23 protein-coding genes and 1 pseudogene are annotated in these 25,147 nt (G+C 72.4%); 10 read left to right on the forward strand and 14 right to left on the reverse strand.

The genetic code is table 11. The features are described 5' to 3' along the window. Nucleotides 1–19 precede the first annotated feature (19 nt). A complete protein-coding gene (locus ACIP4Z_RS31640) occupies nt 20–469 on the reverse strand; it encodes a MarR family winged helix-turn-helix transcriptional regulator (protein ID WP_401313870.1) in 450 nt (149 codons plus the stop codon). Nucleotides 470–709: 240 nt separating this feature from the next. On the opposite strand from ACIP4Z_RS31640, the gene ACIP4Z_RS31645 reads away from it, so the two are divergent. Continuing rightward, a complete protein-coding gene (locus ACIP4Z_RS31645; protein ID WP_355341990.1) occupies nt 710–1,252 on the forward strand; it encodes an ion channel in 543 nt (180 codons plus the stop codon). A 390-nt stretch (nt 1,253–1,642) separates the two neighbouring features. Here ACIP4Z_RS31645 and ACIP4Z_RS31650 read toward each other — a convergent pair whose 3' ends face one another. Next, on the reverse strand, nt 1,643–2,149 hold the full coding sequence (locus ACIP4Z_RS31650; protein ID WP_391164045.1) for a macro domain-containing protein: 507 nt from the start codon (nt 2,147–2,149) through the stop codon (nt 1,643–1,645). Nucleotides 2,150–2,196: 47 nt separating this feature from the next. Further along, the gene (locus ACIP4Z_RS31655; protein WP_401313757.1) at nt 2,197–4,257 is read right to left on the reverse strand and encodes a BTAD domain-containing putative transcriptional regulator; all 2,061 of its coding nucleotides are present in this window, start codon (nt 4,255–4,257) and stop codon (nt 2,197–2,199) included. A 314-nt stretch (nt 4,258–4,571) separates the two neighbouring features. On the opposite strand from ACIP4Z_RS31655, the gene ACIP4Z_RS31660 reads away from it, so the two are divergent. Together ACIP4Z_RS31660 and ACIP4Z_RS31665 are read left to right on the forward strand one after the other, a co-directional pair. Beyond that, complete coding sequence (locus ACIP4Z_RS31660; RefSeq protein WP_355341999.1) at nt 4,572–5,477, forward strand: alpha/beta fold hydrolase; 906 nt, start codon at nt 4,572–4,574, stop codon at nt 5,475–5,477. A gap of 244 nt (nt 5,478–5,721) precedes the next feature. Then, nucleotides 5,722–6,472, forward strand: a pseudogene (locus ACIP4Z_RS31665) (sigma-70 family RNA polymerase sigma factor); the annotation flags it as partial. 25 nt (nt 6,473–6,497) lie between these two features. Here the strand turns inward: ACIP4Z_RS31665 and ACIP4Z_RS31670 are convergent. The 3 genes from ACIP4Z_RS31670 to ACIP4Z_RS31680 all read right to left on the reverse strand — a co-directional run bounded on the left by ACIP4Z_RS31670 (nt 6,498) and on the right by ACIP4Z_RS31680 (nt 9,392). Beyond that, entirely contained in the window at nt 6,498–7,370 is an 873-nt protein-coding gene (locus ACIP4Z_RS31670) for a hypothetical protein (RefSeq protein ID WP_401313759.1), read from the reverse strand. 322 nt (nt 7,371–7,692) lie between these two features. After that, nucleotides 7,693–8,601, reverse strand: coding sequence for a class I SAM-dependent methyltransferase (locus ACIP4Z_RS31675; protein WP_401313761.1), 909 nt, complete (start codon nt 8,599–8,601; stop codon nt 7,693–7,695). A 188-nt stretch (nt 8,602–8,789) separates the two neighbouring features. After that, entirely contained in the window at nt 8,790–9,392 is a 603-nt protein-coding gene (locus ACIP4Z_RS31680; RefSeq protein WP_401313763.1) for a helix-turn-helix domain-containing protein, read from the reverse strand. A 334-nt stretch (nt 9,393–9,726) separates the two neighbouring features. Between ACIP4Z_RS31680 and ACIP4Z_RS31685 the strand changes: the two genes are divergently transcribed. After that, a complete protein-coding gene (locus ACIP4Z_RS31685) occupies nt 9,727–10,701 on the forward strand; it encodes an NAD(P)/FAD-dependent oxidoreductase (RefSeq protein ID WP_401313872.1) in 975 nt (324 codons plus the stop codon). Here ACIP4Z_RS31685 and ACIP4Z_RS31690 read toward each other — a convergent pair. Next, on the reverse strand, nt 10,698–11,348 hold the full coding sequence (locus ACIP4Z_RS31690; protein ID WP_401313874.1) for a helix-turn-helix domain-containing protein: 651 nt from the start codon (nt 11,346–11,348) through the stop codon (nt 10,698–10,700). The genes ACIP4Z_RS31685 and ACIP4Z_RS31690 overlap by 4 nt on opposite strands. Nucleotides 11,349–11,502: 154 nt before the next feature. On the opposite strand from ACIP4Z_RS31690, the gene ACIP4Z_RS31695 reads away from it, so the two are divergent. Then, complete coding sequence (locus ACIP4Z_RS31695; RefSeq protein WP_401313765.1) at nt 11,503–13,113, forward strand: MFS transporter; 1,611 nt, start codon at nt 11,503–11,505, stop codon at nt 13,111–13,113. 47 nt (nt 13,114–13,160) lie between these two features. On the opposite strand, the gene ACIP4Z_RS31700 is transcribed toward ACIP4Z_RS31695, so the two are convergent. After that, the gene (locus ACIP4Z_RS31700) at nt 13,161–14,393 is read right to left on the reverse strand and encodes a DNA gyrase subunit B (RefSeq protein WP_401313767.1); all 1,233 of its coding nucleotides are present in this window, start codon (nt 14,391–14,393) and stop codon (nt 13,161–13,163) included. Between the two features lie 716 nt (nt 14,394–15,109). Between ACIP4Z_RS31700 and ACIP4Z_RS31705 the strand changes: the two genes are divergently transcribed. Beyond that, nucleotides 15,110–15,640 carry a hypothetical protein gene (locus ACIP4Z_RS31705; RefSeq protein WP_401313768.1) on the forward strand — a complete coding sequence of 177 codons (531 nt, stop codon included), beginning with the start codon at nt 15,110–15,112 and terminating at the stop codon, nt 15,638–15,640. On the opposite strand, the gene ACIP4Z_RS31710 is transcribed toward ACIP4Z_RS31705, so the two are convergent. Beyond that, nucleotides 15,637–16,284, reverse strand: a complete 648-nt coding sequence (locus ACIP4Z_RS31710; RefSeq protein ID WP_355342349.1) for a S1 RNA-binding domain-containing protein — start codon at nt 16,282–16,284, stop codon at nt 15,637–15,639. The genes ACIP4Z_RS31705 and ACIP4Z_RS31710 overlap by 4 nt on opposite strands. Nucleotides 16,285–16,602: 318 nt before the next feature. After that, nucleotides 16,603–16,935 carry a hypothetical protein gene (locus ACIP4Z_RS31715; protein ID WP_366823772.1) on the reverse strand — a complete coding sequence of 111 codons (333 nt, stop codon included), beginning with the start codon at nt 16,933–16,935 and terminating at the stop codon, nt 16,603–16,605. 233 nt (nt 16,936–17,168) lie between these two features. Between ACIP4Z_RS31715 and ACIP4Z_RS31720 the strand changes: the two genes are divergently transcribed. Further along, entirely contained in the window at nt 17,169–17,624 is a 456-nt protein-coding gene (locus ACIP4Z_RS31720) for a DUF6188 family protein (RefSeq protein WP_355342041.1), read from the forward strand. Nucleotides 17,625–17,788: 164 nt separating this feature from the next. Here ACIP4Z_RS31720 and ACIP4Z_RS31725 read toward each other — a convergent pair whose 3' ends face one another. After that, the gene (locus tag ACIP4Z_RS31725) at nt 17,789–18,514 is read right to left on the reverse strand and encodes a HEAT repeat domain-containing protein (RefSeq protein WP_355342044.1); all 726 of its coding nucleotides are present in this window, start codon (nt 18,512–18,514) and stop codon (nt 17,789–17,791) included. A 296-nt stretch (nt 18,515–18,810) separates the two neighbouring features. On the opposite strand from ACIP4Z_RS31725, the gene ACIP4Z_RS31730 reads away from it, so the two are divergent. The 3 genes from ACIP4Z_RS31730 to ACIP4Z_RS31740 all read left to right on the forward strand — a co-directional run bounded on the left by ACIP4Z_RS31730 (nt 18,811) and on the right by ACIP4Z_RS31740 (nt 20,388). Then, nucleotides 18,811–19,308, forward strand: coding sequence for a helix-turn-helix domain-containing protein (locus ACIP4Z_RS31730; RefSeq protein ID WP_401313771.1), 498 nt, complete (start codon nt 18,811–18,813; stop codon nt 19,306–19,308). Beyond that, nucleotides 19,305–19,910: a hypothetical protein gene (locus tag ACIP4Z_RS31735; protein WP_355342050.1), complete on the forward strand. Its 606-nt coding sequence runs from the start codon at nt 19,305–19,307 to the stop codon at nt 19,908–19,910. The genes ACIP4Z_RS31730 and ACIP4Z_RS31735 overlap by 4 nt, the downstream gene beginning before the upstream one ends. Before the next feature lie 124 nt (nt 19,911–20,034). Next, a complete protein-coding gene (locus ACIP4Z_RS31740; protein ID WP_355342053.1) occupies nt 20,035–20,388 on the forward strand; it encodes a DUF2516 family protein in 354 nt (117 codons plus the stop codon). A gap of 83 nt (nt 20,389–20,471) precedes the next feature. Here the strand turns inward: ACIP4Z_RS31740 and ACIP4Z_RS31745 are convergent, their stop codons facing one another. From ACIP4Z_RS31745 to ACIP4Z_RS31755, 3 genes are all read right to left on the reverse strand, one after another. Continuing rightward, nucleotides 20,472–21,932 carry a SpoIIE family protein phosphatase gene (locus tag ACIP4Z_RS31745; RefSeq protein ID WP_401313773.1) on the reverse strand — a complete coding sequence of 487 codons (1,461 nt, stop codon included), beginning with the start codon at nt 21,930–21,932 and terminating at the stop codon, nt 20,472–20,474. Between the two features lie 295 nt (nt 21,933–22,227). Continuing rightward, nucleotides 22,228–23,280 carry an NlpC/P60 family protein gene (locus tag ACIP4Z_RS31750; RefSeq protein WP_401313775.1) on the reverse strand — a complete coding sequence of 351 codons (1,053 nt, stop codon included), beginning with the start codon at nt 23,278–23,280 and terminating at the stop codon, nt 22,228–22,230. Nucleotides 23,281–23,419: 139 nt separating this feature from the next. After that, a complete protein-coding gene (locus ACIP4Z_RS31755) occupies nt 23,420–24,187 on the reverse strand; it encodes a class I SAM-dependent methyltransferase (RefSeq protein WP_401313777.1) in 768 nt (255 codons plus the stop codon). Between the last annotated feature and the right edge of the window lie 960 nt (nt 24,188–25,147).

Genomic DNA, 25,147 nt, shown 5'->3' on the forward strand with positions numbered 1-25,147 from the left:
TACGGGACGTGGCGCGCGCTCAGTGCGCGACGGGGCCCTCGTCCAGTTCGAGGAAGACGGCGGGCACCTTGTTGTCGCGGACCACGCGGCTGAGCAGACCCGCGAGCGTGACGCGTTCCGCCTCGGTCAGGCCGGACGGCAACTCCTCGACGCGGCGGCAGGTGTCGGCGTAGAACGCGTCGACCAGCGACTGCCCTTCGGCGGTGAGCGCGACCCGTACCGCGCGGCCGTCGCTCGGATCGGCCTCCCGCCGTACCAGCCCGCGCTGCGCGCAGCGGTCCACAAGACCGGTCAGGCTCGACTTCGCCAGCCCCAGGATGCTGCCCAACTCGCCCATCCCCAGGGGCTGTCCCATCAGCACGCACAGCAACTGCCCCTGCTGCGGCGTCAGTCCGTACCCCCGGCCCGCCTCCGCGTACACGGCGTTCACCAGGAAGGAGGAGCGCACCAATGCGGTGACGACTCCCATGTGCTCGCCCGCGTCCTTCCCCATACGGCCAGCCTACGGGATAGGGGCGATCGGGTGGTGGTTCGTGACGCGAACTATGGAAGGGGTGGGAGGGGGAGGAGGGGAAATAGGGAACGCGGTGCGTTCCCGTCCTTTCCCGTGCGTTCCCGTGCGTTCCCGTTCGGACCTGGCCGGATTGCCGCCGGGGTGCGGGCGTCGGACGATCGAGACCGGCGGTCCGTCCGGCGAGGGAGTGATGCGATGAGCGCGCGGCGGCTGGCCGACCTCGACCGCCCCGAGCGGCGCCGGGCGATGGCCGCGAGTGTGGTCCGCTGCGTGCTGTCCACGGCGGCGATCCTGGTCCTGTACTACTTCCTGCCGCTCAACGGCGGCCGTCCCGACGCCGCCGCCCTGATCCGGCTCGGCATCGGCGCCGTCGTCTTCGTCGCGGTCATGCTCCTCGAACTCCGCCGCATCCTCCACGCCGATCTTCCTCAGCTCCGCGCCGTGGAGACCCTCGTCGTCACCTTCGCCTTCTTCCTCGCGCTCTTCGCCAGCGCCTACGTCTCCCTCTCCCACCTCTCACCCGGCAGCTTCACCGAGCCGGTCGACCGCACCGCCGGGCTCTACTTCGCCATCGTCACCCTCGGCACCGTCGGCTACGGCGACATCGCCCCCACCAGCGATTTCGCCCGCATTCTCGTCAGCGTCCAGGTCCTCATCGACCTCGTCTTCCTCGCCTTTCTGCTCCGCCTGGTCATCGACCTCACCCGCCTCACCCTCCACCGCGACCAGCCCCCCTGACGGGGGTCCCGCCCCCTCCCGGCCCGGCCCCCGCTTTCCCGCCCCCCGGGTCCGGCAGGGCTTCCCCGCGCCGTTCCTCGCGCCCCTTTGGTGGCCTGCTGGGCCTCGCCGGCCGGTTCGGGGCGGTCGCGGTGGTTTCCCGGCCGCCGGTCCGGTGGGGGTTACTCGCGCCGTTCCCCGCGCCCCTTCGGGGCACGACCCGCCGTGCGAACGGCGCCACCGCCGTGGCTGTCCGCGCCGTTCCCCGCGCCCCTGTGGGGTTCGGCCTCGTGCGGGGTGGGTGGGTCGAGGTTTTTAGGGGCGCGGGGCTGTGTCTTATTGGCGGCTGGCGCCGCGTGGGCGCGACGCGGCACGACGGGGCTGAGTGTCGCCACGGGTCCCGGGGAGGGGTCAGGCTTCGGCGAGGGCGGTGGTGAGGACGGCGTGGGAGGGGCGGTCGAAGGCCATGAGGCGTACGTGTTCGACGCGAGTCGACGCGTGGGTGAGGACGGCGACGGCGATGCGAGCCGCCTGGTCGGCGGGGAAGCCGAAGATGCCGGTCGAGATGGCGGGGAAGGCGAGGGTGGAGACGCCGAGGGTGTCGGCCACTTCGAGGCAGCGGCGATAGCAGGAGGCGAGGACGTCGGCCTCGCCGGAGGCGCCGCCCTTCCATACGGGACCGACGGTGTGGATAACGTGCCGGATCGGGGGGTCGAGGTCGAACCCGGGGGTGGCGACGGCGTCCCCCCGCGCGCAGGGCGCCACGGCGGCGCCGGCCTCGGCGAGACGGGGGCCGGCGGCCCAGTGGATGGCGCCGTCGACTCCGCCGCCGCCCTGGAGGGACTCGTTGGCGGCGTTGACGATGGCGTCGACGGCCTGTTTGGTGATGTCGCCCTGGACGACCTCGATGTGGACCATGGACTGATGATGGCGGGGGAAGGCGGGTCGGGGCACGTCGAATTCGGTCAGGGGGTCCGCAGGGCGGCGGCCAGGTCGCGCAGGTGGCTGTCGACGGGGCCGAGGCTCAGGAGTCCGCTGGCGGCGCCGGCCAGCTCACCTGCGGCGGGCAGCAGTTCGGCGTGGGCACGCCGCTTGGCTGGCGGGGAGTCGAGTGCGAGGGCGGCGCGGGCGGTGAGGGTCCACATGGCCTCGTAGAGGAGGTCGTGCGGGGGCGCGGGGGCACCCCGGAGGGCGGCGGCGGCCTCGGGGCGGCGGTCCTCGGCGAGCAGGAGGAGGGGGCGGACCCACGGGGCGTACGGGCCCCAGTCGGCGTCGGTCCGCGCGAGGACGAGCAGGTCGCGGCCGTGCCGGAGCCGCAGGCACAGAAGGGCGAGGGGGAGGAGCCCGCGCTCCAGCCCCGGCATCCCGGCCCCCGTCAGCTCGGCGGCGGCATCCTCGTACGCGGCCTCGGCCGCCTCGAAGGTCCCGGTCTCCGCGAGCCGCAGCGCCCCGTACCACCGGGTGAACACCCCTACGAGCGGCAGCTCATGACGCTCCGCCAGCCGGTCGGCGGCGGCGGCGTGCTCGTCCGCCGCCCCGAAGTCGCCCCGTGCGCAGGCCGCTTGGAGCCGGATGAGCCGGCCGAGCACCTCGGACGTGAACAGGCCGTGCCGCGCGGAGAGTTCGACCAGCTCCGCGCCGATCGCATCGCGTTCCGGCGCCAGACCCGCCCGCTGAAACGTCTGCATGAAGGTCGCGTTGAGCGCGAACGCCAGCAGCACCGGATCGTCCAGCCGCCGCGCCGCCTCCTGCGCCAACCGCGCCGCCTGCGCCCCGCGCCCGCCGCCAGCGCCCCCGCCGCCGACGTCCGCGCCCCGCGTCTCCAGCGCGATCGTCGCCAACAGCCGTGCGCGCAGGGCCTCTTCGGCGGGGCCCGGCGGCAGGGCCGTCAGGGTGCGTTCGGCGGCGGCCACCACCTGGGCGGCTTGGGCGGGGTCGTCGAGGCGGGTCCAGACGGCGGGGACGTCGTAGGCGCCGATGACGCGGGCGCAGAGGTGGGGGTCGCCGAGTTCTTCGGCGGCGGAGACGGCGGCGAGGCGGTGGCGGCGGGCGGACCGGAGCCCGTCGCCACCGGTGACGGCGAGGCCGCGCAGGAGGGTGACGGTGGATTCCAGGCGGGCGCGGGCGCCGGTGGGGACGGTGCGGTCGTAGGCGGCGGTGGCCTCGGCCCAGACGCGTTCGGCGCCGCCCGCGCCGGGGTCGAGGCGGTCGTCGTCCTGCCGGAGGATGTCGGCTTCGAGGGCGCGCAGGCCGGGCCCGGGGTCGACGCCGAGCTGTTCGACCAGGAGGGCGCGGGCGCGGCGCAGTACGGCCAGGGCGTCGCCCTGGCGGCCCGAGCGGTAGAGGGCGAGGGCCAGCAGGCGCCAGGCGTCCTCGCGCCAGGGGTGCTCCGCCGCGTGGGCGTCGAGGTCGGCGGCGGCCTCGGCGGCCAGGCCGAGGGAGAGGCGGGCCTCGGCCCGGCGTTCCACGGCGTGCAGCCGCAGTTCGGCGAGGCGCGAGCGTTCGGCGCGGGCCCACGGCTGGTCGGCGAACTCGGCGTACGCGGGCCCGCGCCACCACCCCAACGCCCGCTGGAGCAGGGCGAGTACGTCCTTCGGCGGCAGCCCGGCGGCCTCGGTCACGGCCTGCTCGAAGCGCCACGCGTCCACCGTGTCGGGCGCGGCGCGCAGCGCGTACCCGGGGCCCTCGGTGACCAGCAGCCGGGCGGGCGCGCGCGGCGGCCGGTCGGGTTCGAGGGTGCGGCGCAGGGCCGCGACGAAGGTACGGAGGGTGCCGACGGGGTCGGCGGGCGGCGCGGGGGAGGGGCCGGGACCCGCGCCGTCGTTCCCCGGCCGCTCCGGCCACAGGTCCTCGACCAGCCGGGCGACCGGTACGACGCGGCGGCGGGCGATGACCAGGCGGGCCAGTACGGCCCGGTGCCGTGGCCCCCTCAGCGCGAGGGCCGCACCGCGTACCGCCTCGTCCGGGCCGTCCCCGCTCTCGGCCCAGGCCGCCACCGGCCCCAGCACGCCGAACGCCACCCGCACCGCGTACCGCCTCTCCGGGAGTTCCCCCAGGTCACGGTAGCGCGCTCATCGGCTGCTCATCCGCCGCCCACACGCTGGAAGCACGAGCCCGTTGACGCGCCAGGCCCGCGTACGACCCGGACCGCGTACGCGCACAGACCGCGTACGCGCACGGCCCGCGTACGGACCAGGACCGCGTACGGACCAGGACCGCCTACGGACCAGGCCCGCGTACGGACCAGGCCCGCGTACGCGCCCGGCTCGCGTACGACCGACCGGCACCGCCGCGTACGGGGCACGGCCCGCGTACGTCCACCCACCGAAAGGGGCACCCCATGCCACCCGCCATCCCCGGCTTCGACCTCCGCCGCGTCCCCGCGGCCGACGGCGTCACCCTCACCGCCGCCGTCGGCGGCTCCGGGCCGCCCGTCGTCCTGCTGCACGGCTTCCCGCAGACCCACCTGATGTGGCGGCACGTGGCCGTCGACCTCGCCGCCGACCACACCGTGATCTGCCCCGACCTGCGGGGTTACGGCGCGAGCGACAAGCCGGCCGAGGCCGACGACACGGCAGGCCCCGCCGGGACGGCACCAGCCGTCTACGCCAAGCGCACCATGGCCGCCGACATCGTGGCCGTGGCCGCCGCCCTCGGACACGACCGCTTCGCGCTCGCGGGCCACGACCGCGGCGCCCTGGTCGCCTTCCGCGCCGCCCTCGACCACCCCGGAACGGTCACGCACCTCGCCTGCCTCGACGTCCTGCCCACCCTCGACATGTGGGACGCCATGCACGGCACCACGGCCGCCGTCGGCTTCCACCTCTACCTGATGGCGCAGCCGCCCGGTCTGCCCGAGCGGATGATCGCCGCCGACCCCGACCTCTTCTTCGGCCACTTCCTGGACCTGTGGGTCCGGGCTCCCGAAGCCGTCCCGGCCGACGTGCGCGCCGTCTACCTGGCCGCCTGCCGGGCCGCGATCCCCTCGATCGTCGCGGACTACCGCGCCTCGGCGGGTATCGACGTCACCCACGACGCGGCCGACCGCGCCGCGGGCAACCGGCTGCGTATGCCCGTCGCCGTCCTCCAGCAGGACTGGGGCGCGGCTCTCGGGTTCGACGCCGCCGCGCTGTGGTCCGCGTGGGCCCCCGACCTCCGGCACACCACGGTCGACACCGGCCACTTCATGGCGGAGGAGTCCCCGGCGACGGTCGTCACGGCCCTTCGCGACCTCCTCGCCCGCTGATCCGGAGGCCCGCCCGCCGGAACACGACGCGGTCGGGGACGCGTGGCGGGCCGTAGCGGCCCGGCGGGTCGTGGCGGCCCGACGGGGCCCGTGCCCGTCGGGGGTGCGGTGCCGCCGGGTTCCGGCTCCGGCGGCGGTCAGACGGTGAAGATCCGCCGTTCCGGCGGCGGTCAGACGGTGAAGATCCGTTCGGCCTGGTCGCGGTGGGTGTGCAGGTCCCCGTACACGGGAGAGATCTGGTCCGCGGTCGCGGGTCGGCGACCCGCGGGCGTACCTCGTACGGGTCGTCACGCGGCAGTCGCTCAACCGGCTGTGCACGCTGGCGCGCCGCCGCGAGGAGTACGTCGGCGAGTGGCTGCCGGAGCCGCTGCTGACGGCCCCCGACGTCGCCGAGGACGTCGAAGTCGCCGACAGCGTCTCGATGGCGCTGCTCACCGTCCTCGAAACGCTCGGGCCGACCGAGCGGGCGGTCTTCGTGCCGCGCGAGGTCTTCGGGACGCCGTACGGGGAGATCGCCGAGGCGGTCGGGAAGTCCGTGGCCGCGGTACGCCAGATCGCCCGGCGCGCCCGCGACCACGTGGCGGCCCGGCGGCCACGGGTCGAGGTCGGCCGCTCGCCAGCGGCAGGCCGTCGTGGAACGCTTCCTCGCCGCCCTGCGCACCGGCCGGGTCCAGGACCTGCTCGACGTCATGGCCCCCGACGTCGCCTTCGTCGCCGACGGCGGCGGCGGTGGTCTCGCCCCCGCCTCCCGCGTCCCCGCCTCCCGCGTCCCCGTGCACGGGGACGCCCGCGTCGCGGCCCTCCTCGCCGGCCCCTGCCGCCCGGTCTCCGCCGTCTGGCTCAATGGCGCCCCGGCCGCCCGCGTCGAAGTCGACGGTCGCGTCCCCGCCGCCACCTTCGTCGTCCGCGACGGCCGTGTCACCCACATCCACGCGGTGGCCAACCCCGAGAAACTCACCCGCCTCGGCCCCGTTCCGACCCGCCTCGCCCGCTGAGGCGGGTCGGGACGGCGCCGGTGCGTCAGCCCACCGGCTGGTAGTGCTGGAGGTAGAGGAAGATCGACTTCCAGCCGCTGCCGACGTTGAGGACGTGGAGCCGGCCGCCGGAGGGCCCGAGGTCGAGGGCGGTGATGCCCTCGACCTCGTCGTCGGGCTGGACGTCCTGGGTGAAGGCGCGGGTGACGGTGCCGGTGGCGGGGTCGATGGCGTAGACGGCCTTGTCGCCGTCGCCGTCCACGGAGGCGTAGAGGGAGCCGTCGAGCATGGTGGCGCCCTGGATGCGGCTGAGGGGGCGGGAGAGGCGGACGGTGGTGGCGACGGGGAGTTCGGCTCCGGCGGGGAGCGAGAGGAGGTCGCTGAGGCGGTAGCCGACGAGTTCGTCGGTGCCCTGGGCGCTGTCCTGGTTCCAGGGGGCGGTCCAGACGAGGCCGGTGGCCGGGTCCACGGCCACCCACGGGACGCCGCCGGGCAGCAGCGCGAGGGGCAGGCGTACGTAACGGCCCGTCCAGCTCAGGTCGTTGGCGGAGTACAGGGCGAACAGCGGATTCCGGTAGCCGTTGCCGTCCTCGATCGGGGCGACGACGTAGCCCCCGTACACGTCGATGTCCCCGATGTGGTCGGAACCGTAGGCGCCGCTCAACGCACCAGGAATGGCAAGGGCGTTGGAGGCCGTCTCGTGGTTCCCCTCGACCGTCGCCTTGTCGAGGCTGTACGTGCCCGAGTAGTAGAAGTACGTGCCGTCGGTGGCGATGCCCTGCCCGCGCTCCAGGGCGGTGATGCCCGTCCAGGTGGAGTACGCGGGAAGGCGCTGCCAGGTCGTCGCGTACGCCGCCTGCGGCAGCAGCGCCAGGGTGGCCGCGACGGCCACCGTGCTTCCCGCTCGCCAGATCTTCATCAGCCCGAACCTCCATGTCGACCGCTGACAAGGCCAGTTGGCCATCGGCGGCATCCATTGGAGCAGCGGGGCGGCGGACGAGCCCACCGGTGGCGGGTGAACTCTGGCCGAAGGGCAGTCGAGGGCAAGGGCCTTGACTGGCAAGGGCCTTGACGGGCAAGGGCGTTGGCGCCTCGACTGTCCGCCCGGTCACCCGCACCGCCCGCTGCCCCCGCGCCGCACGGCCCGCACCGCGGCCGTGCGGTGCCGGTCCACGGCGGGGCGTACCGGCGGATGGTCGTACGGACGAACGTCCCGGATCAGGCGCTGGCCACGGTCGTACTCACGCGCGCCGCGCCGCCCACACCGTCCGCTCGGTCCGCACGGTCAGGTCGTCGCGGCGCGCGATGCTGTCCGGTCCCTCGGCGTCGAGGAGCCGGTCGAGCGCGGCGAGGTCTTCCGGTGCCAGGGTCTCGGCGATGCCGCCGCGCATACGGGTCAGGCTGGTGAGCGCGTACCGGCCGACGGCCTCGGCGTGGGGCGGGCCGATGTTCACGGTCACGACGCGCTCGCCCACGACGGTCAGGCCCGCGGCGCTCAGCATGGGCCCCCAGTCGGCGCCGCGGTGCGGCACGTGCTCGGCGTGGTGGTGGTCGAGCGCGGCGTGGCAGCGCTCTTCGAGCCCCGGGCGCTCCGCGGGCGCGTTCTCGGGCAGGAAACGCGGGAAGCCCGCCAACTCGACGACGGCGAAGAGCCCGCCGGGCGCGAGCGTGTCGCGGACCTGGCGCAGCGTGCGCTCCGGGTCCGCCATGTGGTGCAGGGAGGCCGACGCCCAGACCAGGTCGGGCGAGCCGAGGTCGGGCCACCGGGTGTCGAGGTCCGCCCGGACCGTACGGACGCGCCCGGCGACCCCGGCCGCCTCCGCGTTGCGGCGCAGGCGGTGCAGGTGGTCGGCCGAGGTGTCGACCGCGATGACCTCGGCCTCGGGGAAGCGCCGGAGCAGGGCGAGGGTCCCGGCTCCGGTGCCGCAGCCGAGGTCCACGATGTGACGGGGGGCGGCTTCGACGGGCAGCCACGCGGTGATCGAGGCGGTGTGCTCGGCGAGGACTTCGGCGTCGAGGTCGAGGATGTCCGCCTGGCTGTCGGCCTCGGCGTCGTGGTGCGAGGCGCTGGCCTTTGGGGTGCCGTGATCGTGGTCGTGCGGGGCGTGACCGTGGGCGTCGTGGGCCGCGTGGGGGGCTGCGTGAGTCATGGCGCCCACCGTATGAGGGCCGTGGGCGGGCCGCCCGGTCGCTTTCGGGAACGGCAAGACGGTGGGCGTCCGGGCTGCCGACGGCGCAAGTCGCGCGCCCTGGCCCGCGCGAGTCGCGGGCTCCGGCCTGCTCGATTCGCGGGCTCCGGCCTGCGCGGGCCCCGGCGTACCCGATTTGCCGAACGGGCTCAGACCCCGTCCCCCTCGCCGCCGCTCTTCTCGTCGCCGCGCTGGTGCCCGCGCCGCGCGTCACGGTCGAAGATGCCCAGCAGTTCGCAGGGCCCGCCCTCCGCGCCGATGGCGTGGGGCAGCATCGTCGGGAATTCGGCCGACTGGTTGGTCTCCACGCGGAAGCGCCGGTTGCCCAGGAGCAGTACGGCCGTGCCCGACAGGACGACGAGCCATTCGCGGCCGGGGTGGGCGCGCAGCCGGGAGGGGCTGTCCGGCGGCGGATTCGTCAGGCGCTGCCGTACGACCGTCATACCCGGGTCGGCCTTCACGGCCCAGCGCATCGTCTGGTGCGCGGAGTCGATCATCGGACTGGAGATGACGTCCTCCGTGGCCGTCTCGACGAGCTGGTCGAGCGTGGTGTCCATGGCGCGCGCGAGGGTCACGAGCTGGTCCAGCGCGAGACGGCGCTGACCGTTCTCGATCCGGCTGAGCGTGGAAGGGCTGAGCCGGGCGCGGCCGGCCAGTTCGTCCAGCGACCAGCCCTGCGCCACCCGCAGCGCGCGAATCCGCTTGCGCACCAGGCTGTCGAGATCTTCATCGTCTTGCGTCATAGGCAACATGTTATGCCTCGCGCGCAAAGTCCGCTTAGCGTGGTCGTACCGGGCCCCGGACGGGGCTCCCGCTCATCGCAAGGACGCAAGCCGACGCGTAGAGAGCCGACACGTATAGAGAGGTACGCCCATGCCCGCGACGCTTCCCGCGCACGTGAACGATCCGGCCGATCCGGCCGGTGTGACCGATCCGGCCGGTGCGACTGATCCCGCCGATGTGACCGATCCGGCCGGTGCGACCGATCCCGCCGATGGGGCCGACGCCTTTGGGGCCGACGCCTTCGCCCCGACCCTCGACGCCGTGGTGATCGGCGGTGGCGCCGCCGGGCTCAACGGCGCCCTCATGCTCGCCCGCTCCCGTCGCTCCGTCGCCGTGGTCGACAGCGGGACGCCGCGCAACGCGCCCGCCGACGGCGTCCACGGCCTCCTCGGCCTCGAAGGCATCCCCCCGGCGGAACTGCTGCGCCGGGGCCGGGAGGAGGTACGGCGGTACGGCGGCAAGGTGCTGGTCGGCGAGGTGACCGCCGCCGAGGCCGTCCCCGGCGCCGACCCGCGTTTCACGGTCACCCTCGCCGACGGCGCCACCCTCCGCGCCCGCCGCCTCCTGGTCGCCACCGGCCTGCGCGACGTACTCCCCGACATCCCCGGCCTCGCCCGGCACTGGGGGCACGACCTCGTGCACTGCCCGTACTGCCACGGCTGGGAGGTGCGCGACGAGCCCGTTGGCGTACTCGCCGTCGGTCCCGCCTCCGTCCACCACGCCCTGCTCTTCCGGCAGTTGACCGACGACCTGGTCTACTTCACGCGCGGCACCGACCTGGACGACGAGACCCGTACGCGCTTCGCCGCCCGCGCGATCCGGGTCGAGGACACCCCGGTGGCGGCGGTCGAGTCGACCGGGTCCACGGAGGGCTCCGGGCTTACGCGGGCCTCCGGGTCCACCGAGAGCCTTGGGCCCACGGAGGGCTCCGGGTCCGCCGCGGGCGGGCACATCGCGGGCGTACGGCTGACCGACGGCCGGTTCGTACCGCGCCGCGTCCTGGCCGTCGCGACCCGCATGCTGGCCCGTACCGACGGACTGGCCGGGCTCGGTCTGCCGATGGAGGAGCTGCCGGGCGGGATGGGCCGCCGCTTCGCCACCACCGGCCCCGCGGGCACCACGTCGGTGCCGGGCGTGTGGGTCGCGGGCAACGCCACCGACCTGACGGCCCAGGTCGGCGCCTCCGCCGCCGCGGGCGCCCTGGCCGGTGCGCACATCAACGCCGACCTGGCCGCCGCCGACACCGAGGCGGCTCTCGCCGCGGCGGACGCGCCCTAGGAGCGCTCTGACGCGGCGGGGTCGGGCGCCGCCCGTACGTGCGCGCGCTCGCCCTGCTTGCCGACGAGGCTGAGGAATTCGACGGGCCCCGAGCCGGTGGAGCCGAACCAGTGCGGTGTACGGGTGTCGAACTCGGCCGCCTCGCCCGGCTTCAGCACGAGGTCGTGCTCGCCGAGCACCAGCCGGAGCGTGCCGTTGAGCACGTAGATCCAGTCGTAGCCCTCATGGGTGCGCAGGACGGGCTCCACGAGGCCGCGCGGCGGGGCGGGCAGGACGAATTTGTACGCCTGGATGCCGCCGGGCCTGCGGGTCAGCGGCAGCACGGTCGAGCCGTCCTTGCAGGCGATCGGGCGCAGGTTGAGGCGCGGGTTGCCGGTGCGGGGCGCGTCGACCAACTCGTCGATGGTGACGCCGTACACCCTTGCCAGCGGCAGCAGTTGCTCCAGCGTGGGGCGGCGCAGGCCCGCTTCCAGCCGCGACAGCGTACTGACCGAGACGCCGGTCGCCGCCGCCAGATGCGTCAGCGTCAGGTCCCGGCCGAGCCGCAGATTCTTCAGGCGGGGGCCGACGGCGTCGAGGGTGCGGCCCACTTCGTCGTCGGTGCCGTCTGTGCCGTCTGTGCCGCCCGCGCCAGCCGCGCCAGCCATGCCAGCCGTGCCGCCCGCGCCAGCCATGCCGTCTACGTGATCCATGGAGCCCAGTTTGCCGATCGGCAAACAATTTTGCACATCGGGGCCGGTCGTGGCGACGATCGCCCCCACGTTTCCCCTGTTGACCGTCCCTGGTGAAAGGTCCGTCCAGATGAGTACGGAGAGTCCGAACCGGCCCGCGCGGGTCAGTGCCGAAGCCGCAGCCGTGGGTACGGGCGTTGACGTACCGGTCGACGTAACAGCCCCTGACGCGGCGGGTGTTGACGACCCGCGTCGGCGCCGCGCGATCCTGATCTCCGTCTGCGTCGCGCTGATGGCCGTCATCGCCTCGGTGTCCGGCCTCAACGTCGCGCAGCCGGACCTGGCCGTCGCGTTCGACGCCTCGCAGAGCACGATCCTGTGGATCATCAACATCTATACGTTGAGCCTGGCGGCGCTGCTGCTGCCGCTCGGCGCGGTCGGCGACCGATGGGGCCGAAAGCCCGTACTGCTCACGGGACTTGCCGTCTTCGGCGGCGCCAGCGTCGTCGCCGGTCTGGCGACATCGGCCGAGGTCATGATCGCGGCGCGGGTGCTGAGCGGTGTGGGCGCGGCGATGATCATGCCGGTGACGCTCGCCGTCATCACCTCCACCTTCCCGGCCGAGGAGCGCGGGCGGGCGATCGGGGTGTGGACCGGCGTCGCGGGCGGCGGCGGCATCCTGGGCATGTTCCTGTCGGCCGCGCTGGTCGACGTGGCGAGCTGGCGCTATCTCTTCGTCCTGCCCGTGGCGCTCGTGCTCGTGGCCGCCGTGATGACGGTGCGGTCCGTGCCCGACTCGCGCGACGCGGCGACGCACTCCTTCGACACGGTCGGGGCGCTGACCTCGGTGGTCGCGGTGGTCGGGTTGATCTTCGTACTCCAGGAAGGGCCCGAGCGGGGCTGGGCCGCGCCCGTGACCCTGCTCAGCCTGCTGGTCGGCGTCCTGGCCGCCGCCGGCTTCGTGGTCTGGGAGCTGCGGCGGCACGGCCCGCTGCTGGACGTCCGCCTCTTCCGCGAGCGCGGCCTGGCCGGCGGTTCCGTCGCGCTGCTGGCCGTCTTCGGCGTCCAGGCCGGGATCTTCGTCGTCCTCTTCCCGTTCCTCCAGGCCGTGTTGGGCTGGTCGGGCCTGCTGTCCACGCTGGCCCTCATGCCGATGGCCGTCCTGATGATGGCCACCTCGGGCCTCGCGCCGCGTCTCGCCGAACGGGTCGGCAGCCGTCGCACCATGGCCCTCGGCATCCTCCTCGGCGGCGCGGGCCTGGCCCTGATGGCCACCCTCGTCTCCGTGGACGGCGGCTACCTCTCCGTCCTGCCCGGCATGCTCGCCATGGGCATCGGCATGGGCCTCACCATGACCCCCGCCACCGAGGCCATCACCAGCTCGCTGCCCAGCGAACGCCAAGGGGTCGCCTCCGCGCTCAACGACGTCACCCGCGAATTCGGCACCGCCCTCGGTGTCGCCCTCCTCGGCGCCCTCCTCTCCTCCGGCTACCGCGGCGCCATCGGCCCCCGCCTCGACGGCGTGCCCCCGGCCACCGCCGCCACCGCCCGCGAAGGCATCGCCAACGCCGTCGAAGCCGCCCACGCCACCGGCGGCCCCACCGCCCCCGCCCTCGTCCGCGCCGCCCAGCAGTCCTTCGTCGACGGCTGGCAACAAGCCATGTGGGCCGGCGTAGCCGTCATGACCCTCCTCCTCGCCTACCTCCTCCTCCCGAGCCGGACTCGTCGCTCAGACCGGTGAGACGGGCGCGTCGGCGGCGGTCGGGTCCGGAGGTCTCCACGACCGTTTCACCCCGCCCGCCCGCTGACCCCTACGATCCGCCCGACGACGGCCGCGGCCCGGTCCGCGTGCTCCTCCGCCCACCTGCCGACGTGCTCCCTGACCGCTTCCCTCACGCAGGCGCGCACCTCGGCGTTGCCCAACGTGCCGTGGACCGGGTCCTCGAAACAGGGATGGTCCACCTTCACCGACACGACCGCGGTCAGTCCTTGGCCGATCCGGTCGACGCCGAGATCGGGATCGGCCGCCGACAGCAGCCTCCGCTCCCGGGCGAAGGCGTTGACCGCGAGCGCGAGTCCGTCGCGGAAACCCGCCAGGTGCGCGCCGCCGTTCCGGGTGGGCGCGCTGTTGGCGAAGCTCCGGATGCGCTCGTCGGGGGAGGAGCACCACCGCAGGGCCACCTCGGCCGTCCCCTCCATCCGCGGGTCCTCCCGGGCGAAGGCGATGACGTCGGGGTGCAGGGGTGTCCGGGCCGGGGCGTCGGGGTCGTCGTGACCGTGGGGGCTGTCGAGGAAGACGACGAAGTCCCGTAACCCGTACGGGAATCGGAACCGTACCGACTGCTGCCCGCCCGGTGACCGCGCGTCGGTCAGCGAGATCTCCAGGTCCCTGTTCAGGAACGCCAGCTCCCTGAAGCTGTCCGCGAGCGCGGCGAACGAGCACTCCGTGGTCGGGAAGATCTCCGGGTCGGGCCGGAAGCTGAGGGTGGTCCCGGTGCCGGCCGCCGGTCCCACGACGGTCGGCGGCGCGATCGCGCCGCCGCGCTCGTACTCCTGCACCCACCGGACCCCGTCGCGCCGTACCTCGGCCGTCAGGCTGCTCGACAGGACATTGGCGACGAAGGGCCCGAAGCCCGCCCGCTCCAGGACCGCGCAGTGCCGACCGGGGGGTTTCGGCCTGCCGGCCGTGCGGGTCAGCAGCGTTTCGAGGCCGTCGCCGTCCTCCGCGACCTCCACCGGGACCCCCGGCCCGTCGTCGGCGACGCTGACCTCGCCGCCGGGTCCCAGGACGACGTCCACGGTCCCGGCCCGCCCGGCCAGCACTTCGTCCACCGCCCGGCCCATGACCTGGAACACCATCTGATGCAACCCGCGTCGGCCGGTCGTCCCGACATACATGCCAGGCCGCCGCCGAATGGTCTCCCTCGCGTCCAGCACCGTGATGTCGCTGGCCTCGTACCGCCAGCGGACCTCCTCCGCGCCGGCCTTCTCCCTGCCGTCCTCCGCGCCGCCCCGACTCACGAGATCCCCCTCCGACCGCGTCCACCCGAGCCCCCCAGCCTAGGCGAATCCGCGTAAAACACCAGGTCAGACGCCATGCAACGAACCCGTGCCCGCCCCGCTGCCCGCCCCCCGGCCCCCTCCCGGCCCGCGACTCCCCACCCTCGCCGGAAGCGCGGCCAAACCCCGTCTGAGCCCCCTCAACCCCCCTCTCCGTCGCCCCCGAGGCGCCCATTTTTCCCATCGCGCATCCGGCCGCCGCTCTCTCCGGTCGGCCGTCAGCGACCGCCCCGCGAGTCACCGGCAACCCGGTCGCGGTAGCCCTCGGGGAGCTCGCCGACCGACGGGATGTCCGCAGGGAGCGGCAGAAGGAGAAGGTCCCAGCTCAAAGTGGCCTCCAGGGTCCGGGTGTCGCCGAAAACGCTATCTCCCGGCCCTGACAGCACCGGCCCCGGACGTACCGAACGCAGGGGGGCATCGGGGGCAGGGGGAGCAGCCGGTGAGGCTGGTGTGACTGGTCGAGATACCTGTCACCTGGAGCGGTGGCCGACCTGAGGTTTCCGGTCGTTCTGATCGCTGTAGTTGCCACCGTTTAGTCGTTCTATCTGTCACTGGCGCGCACTTTTCGTGCGTGTTGTCACCAAGATCGGGCTTTGGCCCAGTGTCGGCCGCCGGGCTGGTTGTCCATGCGCCGCCGCGGGGCTGTCATCCTCGTCCAGTGGGCAGCTGGCGGCTCCATGAACAACGCAGCCGCCTACCTCGGCATCAAGCCCAAAAACTACGGATACAGCACGACGGTCAGCTTCCACCGGTGGATGGACGATCACGGACCGGAGCAGTTCATCCAGGCTCTACGCGAACTTGCCAACAACTTCGACGCCGTCTCCTCCCCCCTCAACTACCGCAGGCGCCGTGGGGCACTCCACCGCTGGAGTCTGACCCACGAGGCCTGGCAAGAGATCACTGACCGCCTGCCGCCGGTCCCCGGACCTTTCCAGCCCAATCTGGACGACCGGATGCGCCAGGAGGCGTCCGCGTTCATCTGGGCGCAGGTCACATGCGGTGAACCCCTCTTCGCACCGCGAGCAATCGAGGAAGAACAGCCCGAAGACCTCCGCAGGCTGTGGAGCAGCCAACGCAGCAGCACCTGGGCCAAGCTCGCCCGCAGCCGCATGAACCACTACACAGCACTACGCGGACTCCTGCTCCAACATAGCGACACCCTCAGCAAGCAGATCGACTCGGGCATCAGCCCGCGCTCCGGCTAGAAACCTCTCCCACCGGCAACAGCCCCCAGGCGCACCCGGTGACGCTGAAGATCGACCTCGGCGACCTTCACTGTGATCAGCTCGCCTTCATCGACAAGTCCATGAGGGGTCTCGGCCGGCTCGTCAGCCAACTCCGAGAGGTGAAGGAACCCCTCAACCCCCGGAGCGAGCCGCACGAACACCCCAAAGGGAATGATCTTGGTGATCGGCCCAGTGAGAACCCGGCCGGCCTGATCCGCAAACTGAATGAGCGGATCTTCCTGCAGGGCCTTCAGCGAGAGCACGACCTGCCCGGACCGCGTCTCGGCAATGATCACCTCAGCGGTGACCCTCTGGCCTGGCTCGACCGCTTCGGAGGGGTGATTGATCCGAGTCCACGTCAGGTCGGGCACCCGGATGAAGCCGGTGCACAGACCGTCCGGTTCACCATCGAGGCGAACGAAGACCCCGAAGTTGTGAACCTCGGAGACCGTCCCAGTGACGACCCGCCCTCGTTCCATCGCGACGAGAAAGGACCGGAGAGCCGGAACCTCGCACGCCCTCGCAGAGAGGTAAAGCTGACCTTCGCGCCAACGCCCGATCTCTTCGGCCTCGATTTCCTCGCCGACCTCGAACAGTTCGGATGGATGCTCCGCCCGACGCATCGACGCCTCATGCAGAGGGACCCGACCAACCTCGGCTTCCTCTCCTTCGGCATCTACGAGCTGCACCAGGAGATCCGTCCCGTCGAATCCGACGACCTGCACCGTCCTCACGGGTCCTGGCTGGAGCTGGTTGATCAAGGTTTCCAATCCCGGATCACGGGCTGACTCGGACACGAACCGGAGCCTAGTCCGCACTGACCGGTCACGCCTCCCCCTTTGCCGCACGAGGCCTTTGCTGCCGCAAAGCCGCCGAAAGGCACCTCAATGCACTCGTGAGCAGCGCGAACGCAGCCCGGATCGCGATGACAACAGCCGGCATCACCACAGATGCAAGAAGCTCCGGACGTCGTCATAGCCATCGAGGGCTCGACCATCCACGTCTGACGCGTCCACCTCGGCTCGCACCGCCAGCGACTTCACCAGGGCGAGAGCCTCATCGCTGAGACGCCCGAAGCGTCGAGCAGTGTGACCCAGGCACAGTCCGGCCAGCCCGAGCAGCGGGCTTCCCGGCACAGCCCGTGTCCCAACCTGCACGCACCAATGTTCGACGAAGTCTCCATCGTCGTCGTTCAATGCGCTCCCGACCAGGACAGTCGCTGCTTCGGCCTCGTGCACGCGGTCATGCAGAGCCCGCTCCAACGTCTCGACCACGACCGCATGAGTCATGGCGGGCGGGTTCTCAAAGCTCCTGTGGGAGTGCATCCCGCGAGACTACGTGCCGCACACATCTGCCCCGTCCTATCCGAGCTGTCTCTGGATTTTGGGCTGAGCTGCTGATTCGCCAAGTGGATCTAGAACACACCTCGCCGAATTCTCAACAGACGTGGCTTCGGCAGGATCCCTGATGACCGTTCGCCCTCGGCTGGACCGTGCACCATGGTGGGGTGACGAATGCCGAAGCAGAGCCGGTCGAACACGATGACCGGTGGATCTTGAATCTCCGAGGGTGGGGCGTTGCTGGGATCACTGTCGACTACCGCCTCACGCTGGTCCTCGACGAAGGTTGGGAAGTCGTACTCGAAACGCCTGCTCGGCTCTCATCCGGGCCGGCCCACACCAATCCTGGCGTGCTTCTGGTGCCGGAGACTCAGGACGTGGCCGCAGCCCTCTCGCTCTTCGGGACGAAGGTCGTCTCTGCGGTCGCCTTCAAGTCCGGCACGCTTCGAATGGTGTTCGAGAATGGCACGCATCTGACGTGTCCAACCGATGCGGCGTTCGAGGCGTGGCAGATCACAGGCCCTGGAGGATGGCGGTTCGTGTCCCTGCCGGGAGGCGACCTCGGCGTTTGGCCCGCCTCCGCAGCGAAAGAGGATCCGCAAGGTCGGTCTGCAGAGCATTGAGAATCTGCCAGCTGGAGTACGACGGGACAACATCGCACTCGACATGTGCGACTTTTCATGATATTGGGCAGGTAGTTGAGGGGTGACCTGGGCAGCAGGATTCTAGTTTTCGCTGTAGTTGGCATGGAATGGTCGAGTTAGTTGGCACGTCCGCCCCGGCGTCCTCAGAGGTCCTCCGCACCGATCCAGCAGATCGTCGCGACCAGATGGGCAGCCTTGTCAGTGGCATCGGCAGCGAGCAGAGCCCAATCCCGGCATTCGGAGACGATCTGCGGCCATGGCTTCTGTCGGTCGACATCCCAGTCGATGCTTGGCCCCCCACCGCCGAAAGCCCCTCCGCCGTCCCTGACCTGCCAGACCTGGAAGTAGAGCACTGCCTGGCCATGGGCAGCGAGATCGTCGACGACTTCGGCAAGGCACGCTGTCGGCCACGCTGGATCCAAGTGCTCCACGTGGCGACGCAGTCCGGCGGCGGCGGGCGGAAGGACGACACTGCGTGCATCGAGCTCGGCGAGTGCCCGGCGCAGTCCCACCCCCTCACTGTGATCGGGGGCTTCACCGCCTCGCCGGAAGTTCTCGTATGCCTGCCGCAGATCCGGCACCGCGCGGTGGATCCCGAGCTCGGCCAGGGCCTCGGCTGCCCACTGGCGGACCACCGTGTTGTCACTTCTCAGCATGCGGACGAGAGCGTCTCCCGGACGCGGATCTCCCAGCGCGGAGAAGACCTCGATGGCACACAGCTGCCCGAACGAACTCAGACCGGGCGCCGCCTCGATCAGCCGATCCAGCACCTGCGGGCCCATGGCGGTCAGCCCATGCTGGGCGTCCTCGGCCACCTCGCTCGAATCCGCATCCAGCTCACCCACCAGCCGAGCGATCACACTCTCCATGGTGACAAGTCTGACCTGCGGGCATCGGCCGAAGCTACGGAAATATCGTGCCGCTGCACGACCACCTCGCGTGCAACCCGCCGAACCTCACGCAAACCCGCCATACGGACGCATAACGACCGAGCTGATCATGCACGCCAACCATCTCGAAAAGTCGCAACATGCAGGCAGGACCCCAGCCGGAGGTGACAGTTGCCGCGACCAAGTGACAACTACCTCGACCAATCACAGCTGGGAGGATCACTGTTGCAAGCGGTGTGCTTGCAAAAGTTAGCGGGGTGGGGGAAGGTGGAGGCATGGCTTCGCTGAAGGTGGGCAACGTCGGGGAGTACCTGCGGGAGCAGCGTCGGGGGGCGCGGCTCAGCCTGCGGCAGTTGGCGGAGGCGGCCGGTGTGTCGAATCCGTATCTGAGCCAGATCGAGCGCGGGCTGCGGAAGCCTAGTGCGGAGATCCTGCAGCAGTTGGCGAAGGCGTTGCGGATCTCGGCGGAGACGCTCTACGTGCAGGCGGGGATGCTCGACGCGCGGGAGCGGGACGAGCTGGAGGTGCCGGCGGTGATCATGTCGGACCCGTCGATCGACGAGCGGCAGAAGCAGGTGCTCATCCAGATCTACGAGTCCTTCAGGAAAGAGAACGCCGCCGCGGAATCGGCCGCCAAGGCCGAGGAAGCCGCACGACAGGCCGAAGAAGAACAGAAGAACGCCGAAGAAGAACAGAAGAACGCCGAAGAAGAGCGGAAGAACGTGGAGGCGGATTCGTCTCCGACACTCGTACGGGAGGAATCCGAGAAATGACCATCACCGACGACATCGTCAAGAGCCTGCGCAACCCGACCCCGCTGTACGCGGTCGCGGGCACGGCGGACCTCGCCGCGGCGAAGCTCCGCGAGGTGCCCGCGCTGCTGGAGAAGCTGAAGGACCAGGCGCCCGAGCGGATCGAGAAGATCCGCGGCACCGACCCCAAGGACGTGCAGCAGCGGGTCACCGCGCAGGCCAAGGACGCGTCGACCAAGGCGCAGACGCGGCTGAACGAGACGATCAGCGGCATCGACTTGGACCTGAAGAAGATCGGCGGGTCCGTGCAGGACCTGGCGCTCCAGGGCGTGGGCCGGGCCGCCGAGTACGCGGTCAAGGCGCGCGAGACGTACGACGAGCTGGCCGAGCGCGGCAAGGGCGCGGTCGCTCAGTGGCGCGGCGGCGCGGCCGACGAGATCATGGAGATCCCGCCGGCCGTGAAGCTCGCGGACATCCCGGCCGACGAGCCGCTGACCGAGTCGATCGGCGACCGGCTGGCCGCGAAGCCCGCCGACACGTCCGGCGACAAGCCGGCCGCCCGCAAGACCACGCCCCGCAAGCCGAGTGGCGCGAAGAAGGCGACCGACAAGTCCGCGGAGTGAGGCGAGGGCCGGGCACGCTTTGCGAGCCCGGCCCGTTGTTCGTGCAGGAGCCGGTACGGTTGGGCGGGCGACAAGCGGACGGTCGGCACGGTGCCGGCCGACAGCGACAAGGGCGGTGGACGGCGTGCTGATCACGGGGTTCTTCGGGGTGCTCGGCCTGGTGTCGTGGGCGCTCTTCCTCTTCGCGGCCTTCGCCTTCGTCGACGCGGCGATCCGCCGTGAGGACGCGTACCGGGCGGCGGACAAGAACACCAAGGCGTTCTGGCTGATCATCCTCGGCATCGCGGCCGTGGTGATGAAGCTGTTCTCTGTGTTGTCGTTCCTGCCGGTCATCGGCCTGGTCGCCGTGATCGTGTACATGGTGGACGTACGCCCCGCCGTACGGCAGATCACCGGACCCCGCCGTGGCGGCGGCCTGCGGCGGCGCCGCGGCGGTGGCAGCAGCAGCGACGGCCCGTACGGCCCGTACAACGGCTGACGCGTACCCGCCGGGCGTATCCACCGGGGCACATACCCACCGGGCCGTATCCACCGGGCGGGCGGCCCCCCAGCGCACCGGCCTCAGATCCGCTTCGGCCGCTCCAGCAGCACGACCGCCACGTCGTCCGTCAGCTCCCCGCCGTTCAGCTCCCGCGCCTCCGTGAGCGTCGCGTCGAGCAGTTCCTCGCCGCGCAGGCCCTCGGCCAGCAGCCGGGCGGTCATCCGTACCATCCCGTCCTGCCCGAGCCGCTGCGTGCCCTGGCCGATCCGGCCCTCGATCAGGCCGTCGGTGTAGAGCATCAGGCTCCACTCGCCGCGCAGCCGTACCGGTATCCGCTGCCAGCGGGCGTCCGGGAGCAGGCCGAGCGCCGGGCCGCCCTCCGTGTACGGCAGCAGTTCCGGCACGCTGCCGGGAGCGCCGGGGGTCGAGAGCAGCGGCGCCGGGTGTCCGGCCAGATGCAGATCGGCGCTGCGCGCGTCCGGCGCGATGTCGACGGTGCAGAGCGTCGCGAAGATCTCGTCGTCCGACCGCTCGTGTTCCAGCACCTGCTGGAGCGTACGCAGCAGCGCGTCGCCGCCGAGCCCGGCGAAGGTCAACGCGCGCCAGGCGATGCGGAGTTGGACCCCGAGGGCGGCGGCGTCCGGGCCGTGGCCGCAGACGTCGCCGATCATCGCGTGGACGGTGCCGTCGGGGGCGCGGACGGTGTCGTAGAAGTCGCCGCCGAGCAGGGCGCGGCTGCGCCCCGGGCGGTAACGCGCCGCGAAACGCAGGCTCGCGCCGTCCAGCAGCGGGGTCGGCAGCAGGCCGCGCTCCAGCCGGGAGTTCTCCTGCGCGAGCAGCTTCGTCTCGGTGAGCTGCCGGTGCGCGAGGTCGGCGCGCTTGCGCTCGACGGCGTAGCGGACGGCGCGCGTGACGGTCCCGGCGTCGACCTCGTGCCGCGCGAGGTGGTCCTGGGCGCCGACCCGTACGGCCTCCGCGGCCCGCCCGTCGTCCGCGCCGTCGGTCAGGACGAGTACGGCGGTGCCGGGCGCGAGCCGCAGCACCTGCCGCAGGCCGTCCAGCACGTCGGGCAGGTCGAGGAGGATGCAGTGCACGTCGTCGGTGAGCAGACGGCCGGCCGCGGTGAGATTACGTGCCCGCAGGATACGGATCCGCGGCCCGCCGCCCTCCTGGAACCACGGCGCGGTGAAGGCGTCCGTCGCGTCCTCGCCGATGACCAGCAGCGTGAAGATCGCGGGACCGCTGCCCGGATCCTGCCGCTGCCGAGGCAGCGAGAGGGCGCCGGACTCCGTGTACGGCGCGGTGGACGCCGGTACGGGGACGGACGGCGGTACGGCGGTGGACGCCGGTACGTGAACGGACGGCGGTACGGGAACGGACCCCGGCACGGCGACCGATGTCGGTACGGACGGCGGTACGGAGATGGGCGAGGGCCCGGCCGTGGAAGCCGTCCCCGAACCGGGTACGGCAGCGGGGCCCTCGGCCCCGCGCGTCTCGTCGGTGGCTGAGGGCCGATCGGTGCCGCGTTGGGCTGCGGACATCAAGCGACTCCTTCCCTCCCCCGAGGATCTCCGGAGACCCTAGTGGCTGGAGGCAAGGTGACGGGAGGGCAGAGAGTGAACCGTCAGCGTCATATGCGGCGGTCAGCAGGGGATTTCGCGGTGGATGTGTTGATCCGCACATGACCAAGGTCACGCGTGGCGGCCACAACCCCGCCCCCGCCGCGACCCGCATCCGGACCGCCACCCGCATCCGGACCGCCGCCCGTACGCGTACCCGCCCACGTATCCCTCCGCGCCCCACGTCTCCCTCCGTCCAGACACGCGCGAACCGTCATCAACCCGGTCGTACGACCCCCAGGATCGGCATCGAACCGGCCCCCGCCACCACCACGTCCCGCCCCGGGCGCGGCGCGTGGACGATCGCGCCGCCGCCGACGTAGATGCCGACGTGGCTGGCGTCGGAGAAGTAGATGACGAGGTCGCCGGGGCGCATCCGGTCCACGGGCACATGGGGGAGGCGCGCCCACTGCTCCTGCGAGGTGCGCGGGATGGGACGGCCCGCCGCCGCCCACGCCTGGGAGGTGAGCCCGGAGCAGTCGTACGAGGATGGGCCCGCCGCGCCCCACACGTACGGCTTCCCGATCTGCCGGGTCGCGAAGGCCACGGCGCGGCGGCCCGCGGCGGAGGACGCCGTGGACGCGGCGGTGACCAGGCGTTTCGCGTCACCGGTCGCCAGCCAGTCGCTCTGCGCGCGGTACGCCGCCTCGTCCTCGAGCCGCGCGAGCCGGACGCGCTCCTGTTCCTTGAGCGTGGCCAGCAGCGCGATGGCCTCGGCGAGCCTGGCCCGTACGCGCTGCCGCGCCCCGGCCGCCGTCCGCTGCGCGTCGACCAGTTGCTGCCACCGCTCGGTGGCGGCGTGCGCGTAGCCGTCCAGCTTCCCACGCGTGTCGGCCAGCGCGTCGATCGTGGCGCTCGCCGCGCGGGCGCCACGGGCGGCGAGTCCCGCGTCCGACAGGAAGGTGTCGGGGTCCCCCGACATCGCCAGCCGCAGCGTGTCCGGCACCCCGCCGGCCCGGTACTGCGCGCGGGCCAGCGCCCCCGCCTGCGCGGTGAGCGTGCGCAGGCGTGTCTGCGTACGGTCGATGGCCACCGCCAGCGCCACCAGGTCGTGCTGCTGGGCCCGTACGCGTTCCCCGGCCGCGTTGTACGCGTCCGTCGCCGCCTCCGCCTGCCGGTACAGGGCGTCCACCTCGGCTCTGACCTGGGCCAAGGTGCGCGGGGGTGCGGCCTGCGCCGGGGCCGTGGCCGTGGCGGTGGTCAGCGCGACCGTGGCGGTGAGCGCGGTGAGCGCCGCCGCGCAGGCGCCGCTTCGGATTCCGCGGGTCATCGGAGCCTCCCTCACGTCACGGGCGCGGTGGCTGTTCGCGCGGCTCCTCGCGCCGCTGAACGCAGGGCTTATCTGACGGGCCGTCACATCTTGGCGGATGGTGGCACGGCGAGCCGTAAAGGGGAAGGGCGAGAGGGCGTTACGCGTGCGGGGCGAGGGCGGGCCAGGCGACCGTGACCTCGCCCTGGCGCCACCGGGCGGGGCCGTCCACGACCGGCCAGCCGTCCGCGCGCAGCGAGGTGACGGCGCGGATCCAGCGCTGGCGCGCGCCCAGGGCGGACAGGGGAGCGGCCGTGGCCCAGGCCCGGTCGAAGGCGGTGAGGAACGCGTGCACGGATTCGCCGGGCACATTGCGGTGGATCAGCGCCTTCGGGAGGCGTTCGGCCAGGTCGGAGGGGCGGTCGAGGGAGCCGAGGCGGGTGGCGAAGGTGACGCTTCGGGGGCCTTCGGGGCCGAGCGCCACCCAGACGTGGCGGCGGCCGATCTCGTCGCAGGTGCCTTCCACGAGGAGGCCGCCGGGGGCGAGCCGGCCGCGCAGCCGGGTCCATACGGCGGCGACCTCGCTTTCGTCGTACTGGCGCAGGACGTTCGCCGCCCTGATCAGGACGGGGCGGCTTCCGTGGGGGAGGGGGACCTCGAAGCCGCCGTGTATGAAGCTCAGGTTGTCGCGCTCGTACGGTTTCGCTGCCGCGACGCGGGCCGGGTCGATCTCGACGCCGACGACCTGGACGTCCTCTCTTACCGCCTGGAGGCGGCTCAGGAGCTCCACTGCTGTCCAGGGGGCGGCGCCGTATCCGAGGTCTACGACGACGGGGTGGTCGGCTCGCCGCAGTTCCGCTTCCAGCGCGGTGGCGATCCACCGGTCCATCCGGCGCAGCCGGTTGGGCCCGGTGGTTCCTCTGGTCACCACCCCCACCATGCCGCGCATTCCTCGACTCTAGTCTTTGCCCGCCCGCCCACCCGTGCGGGTGTTTTCTTCGTCTGCGGGTGCCGCTTGTGCCTGGTCGGTGCCGGTCCGGGGCACCTCCTCGAAATGCGGCTACCTGGTCCCGCGTATCCGGTGCCGTTCTTGTCACCGCATTTCTGCGGGGGCACCCCGGCCCGTCCCCTCCCGGTACGTCGGCGTCCGCCTGTCCGGTGGGGGTTGCCGGGGAGGGGGTGTCTTTCGGCGAGCCGCCCCGCGTCACCGCCCGGCCCCCGGGATGGGCCACCACCGAAGGGCTTACCCCTTCTTCCCAGGCCCCCATGGGCGAGCGACCTCCGAGAGCCTCGACCCCTTCCCCGGCCCCCACGAATGGGCCGCCCCCGCCAGGCTTACCTGCGCCCGCCCGGCTGGACGGTCGGGGGCGCAGGGCTTGGGCCCCCACTCACCCCCTTCCGCCACCCCCTCCGACCGTCGGGCGCCGCCGGGCTCGCCCCACCCACCCCCCTTCGCCCACCCACCCCCTCCTCCCGCCCCGGGTGGACGGTCGGTCGCGCGGGGGCCGCACCCCCACCCACCCCCTCCTCAGCCACAGCGGACAGGCGGGCGCCGACGGACCGGAGGGGTCGGTGCGGGGTGCCCCCGCAGGGGGACGAACGGGCAGGGGCAGAAGCAGGCGCAGGTGGCCGCAGGTTCGTCGCCCGAGGAGGTGCCCCGGGCCGGGACCGACCAGGCACAGGCGGCACCCGCAGACGAAGAAAGCACCCGCACGGGTGGGCGGGCGGGAAAAAAGACAAAAAGACCAAGACACCACCCACCCCCCAAGGTCACGCTTCGGCAACAAGGAAATGGAACCGCCAGTTCCGGCGTTCCCCATGGTTGAACGCGGGGGTACGGCCTTCGGAAGGAACGCATGGTGACCCAGCAGACGTCGTCCCGGCTCGC

It is taken from the genome of Streptomyces sp. NPDC088910, assembly GCF_044749865.1.
Classification (GTDB): Bacteria; Actinomycetota; Actinomycetes; order Streptomycetales; family Streptomycetaceae; genus Actinacidiphila.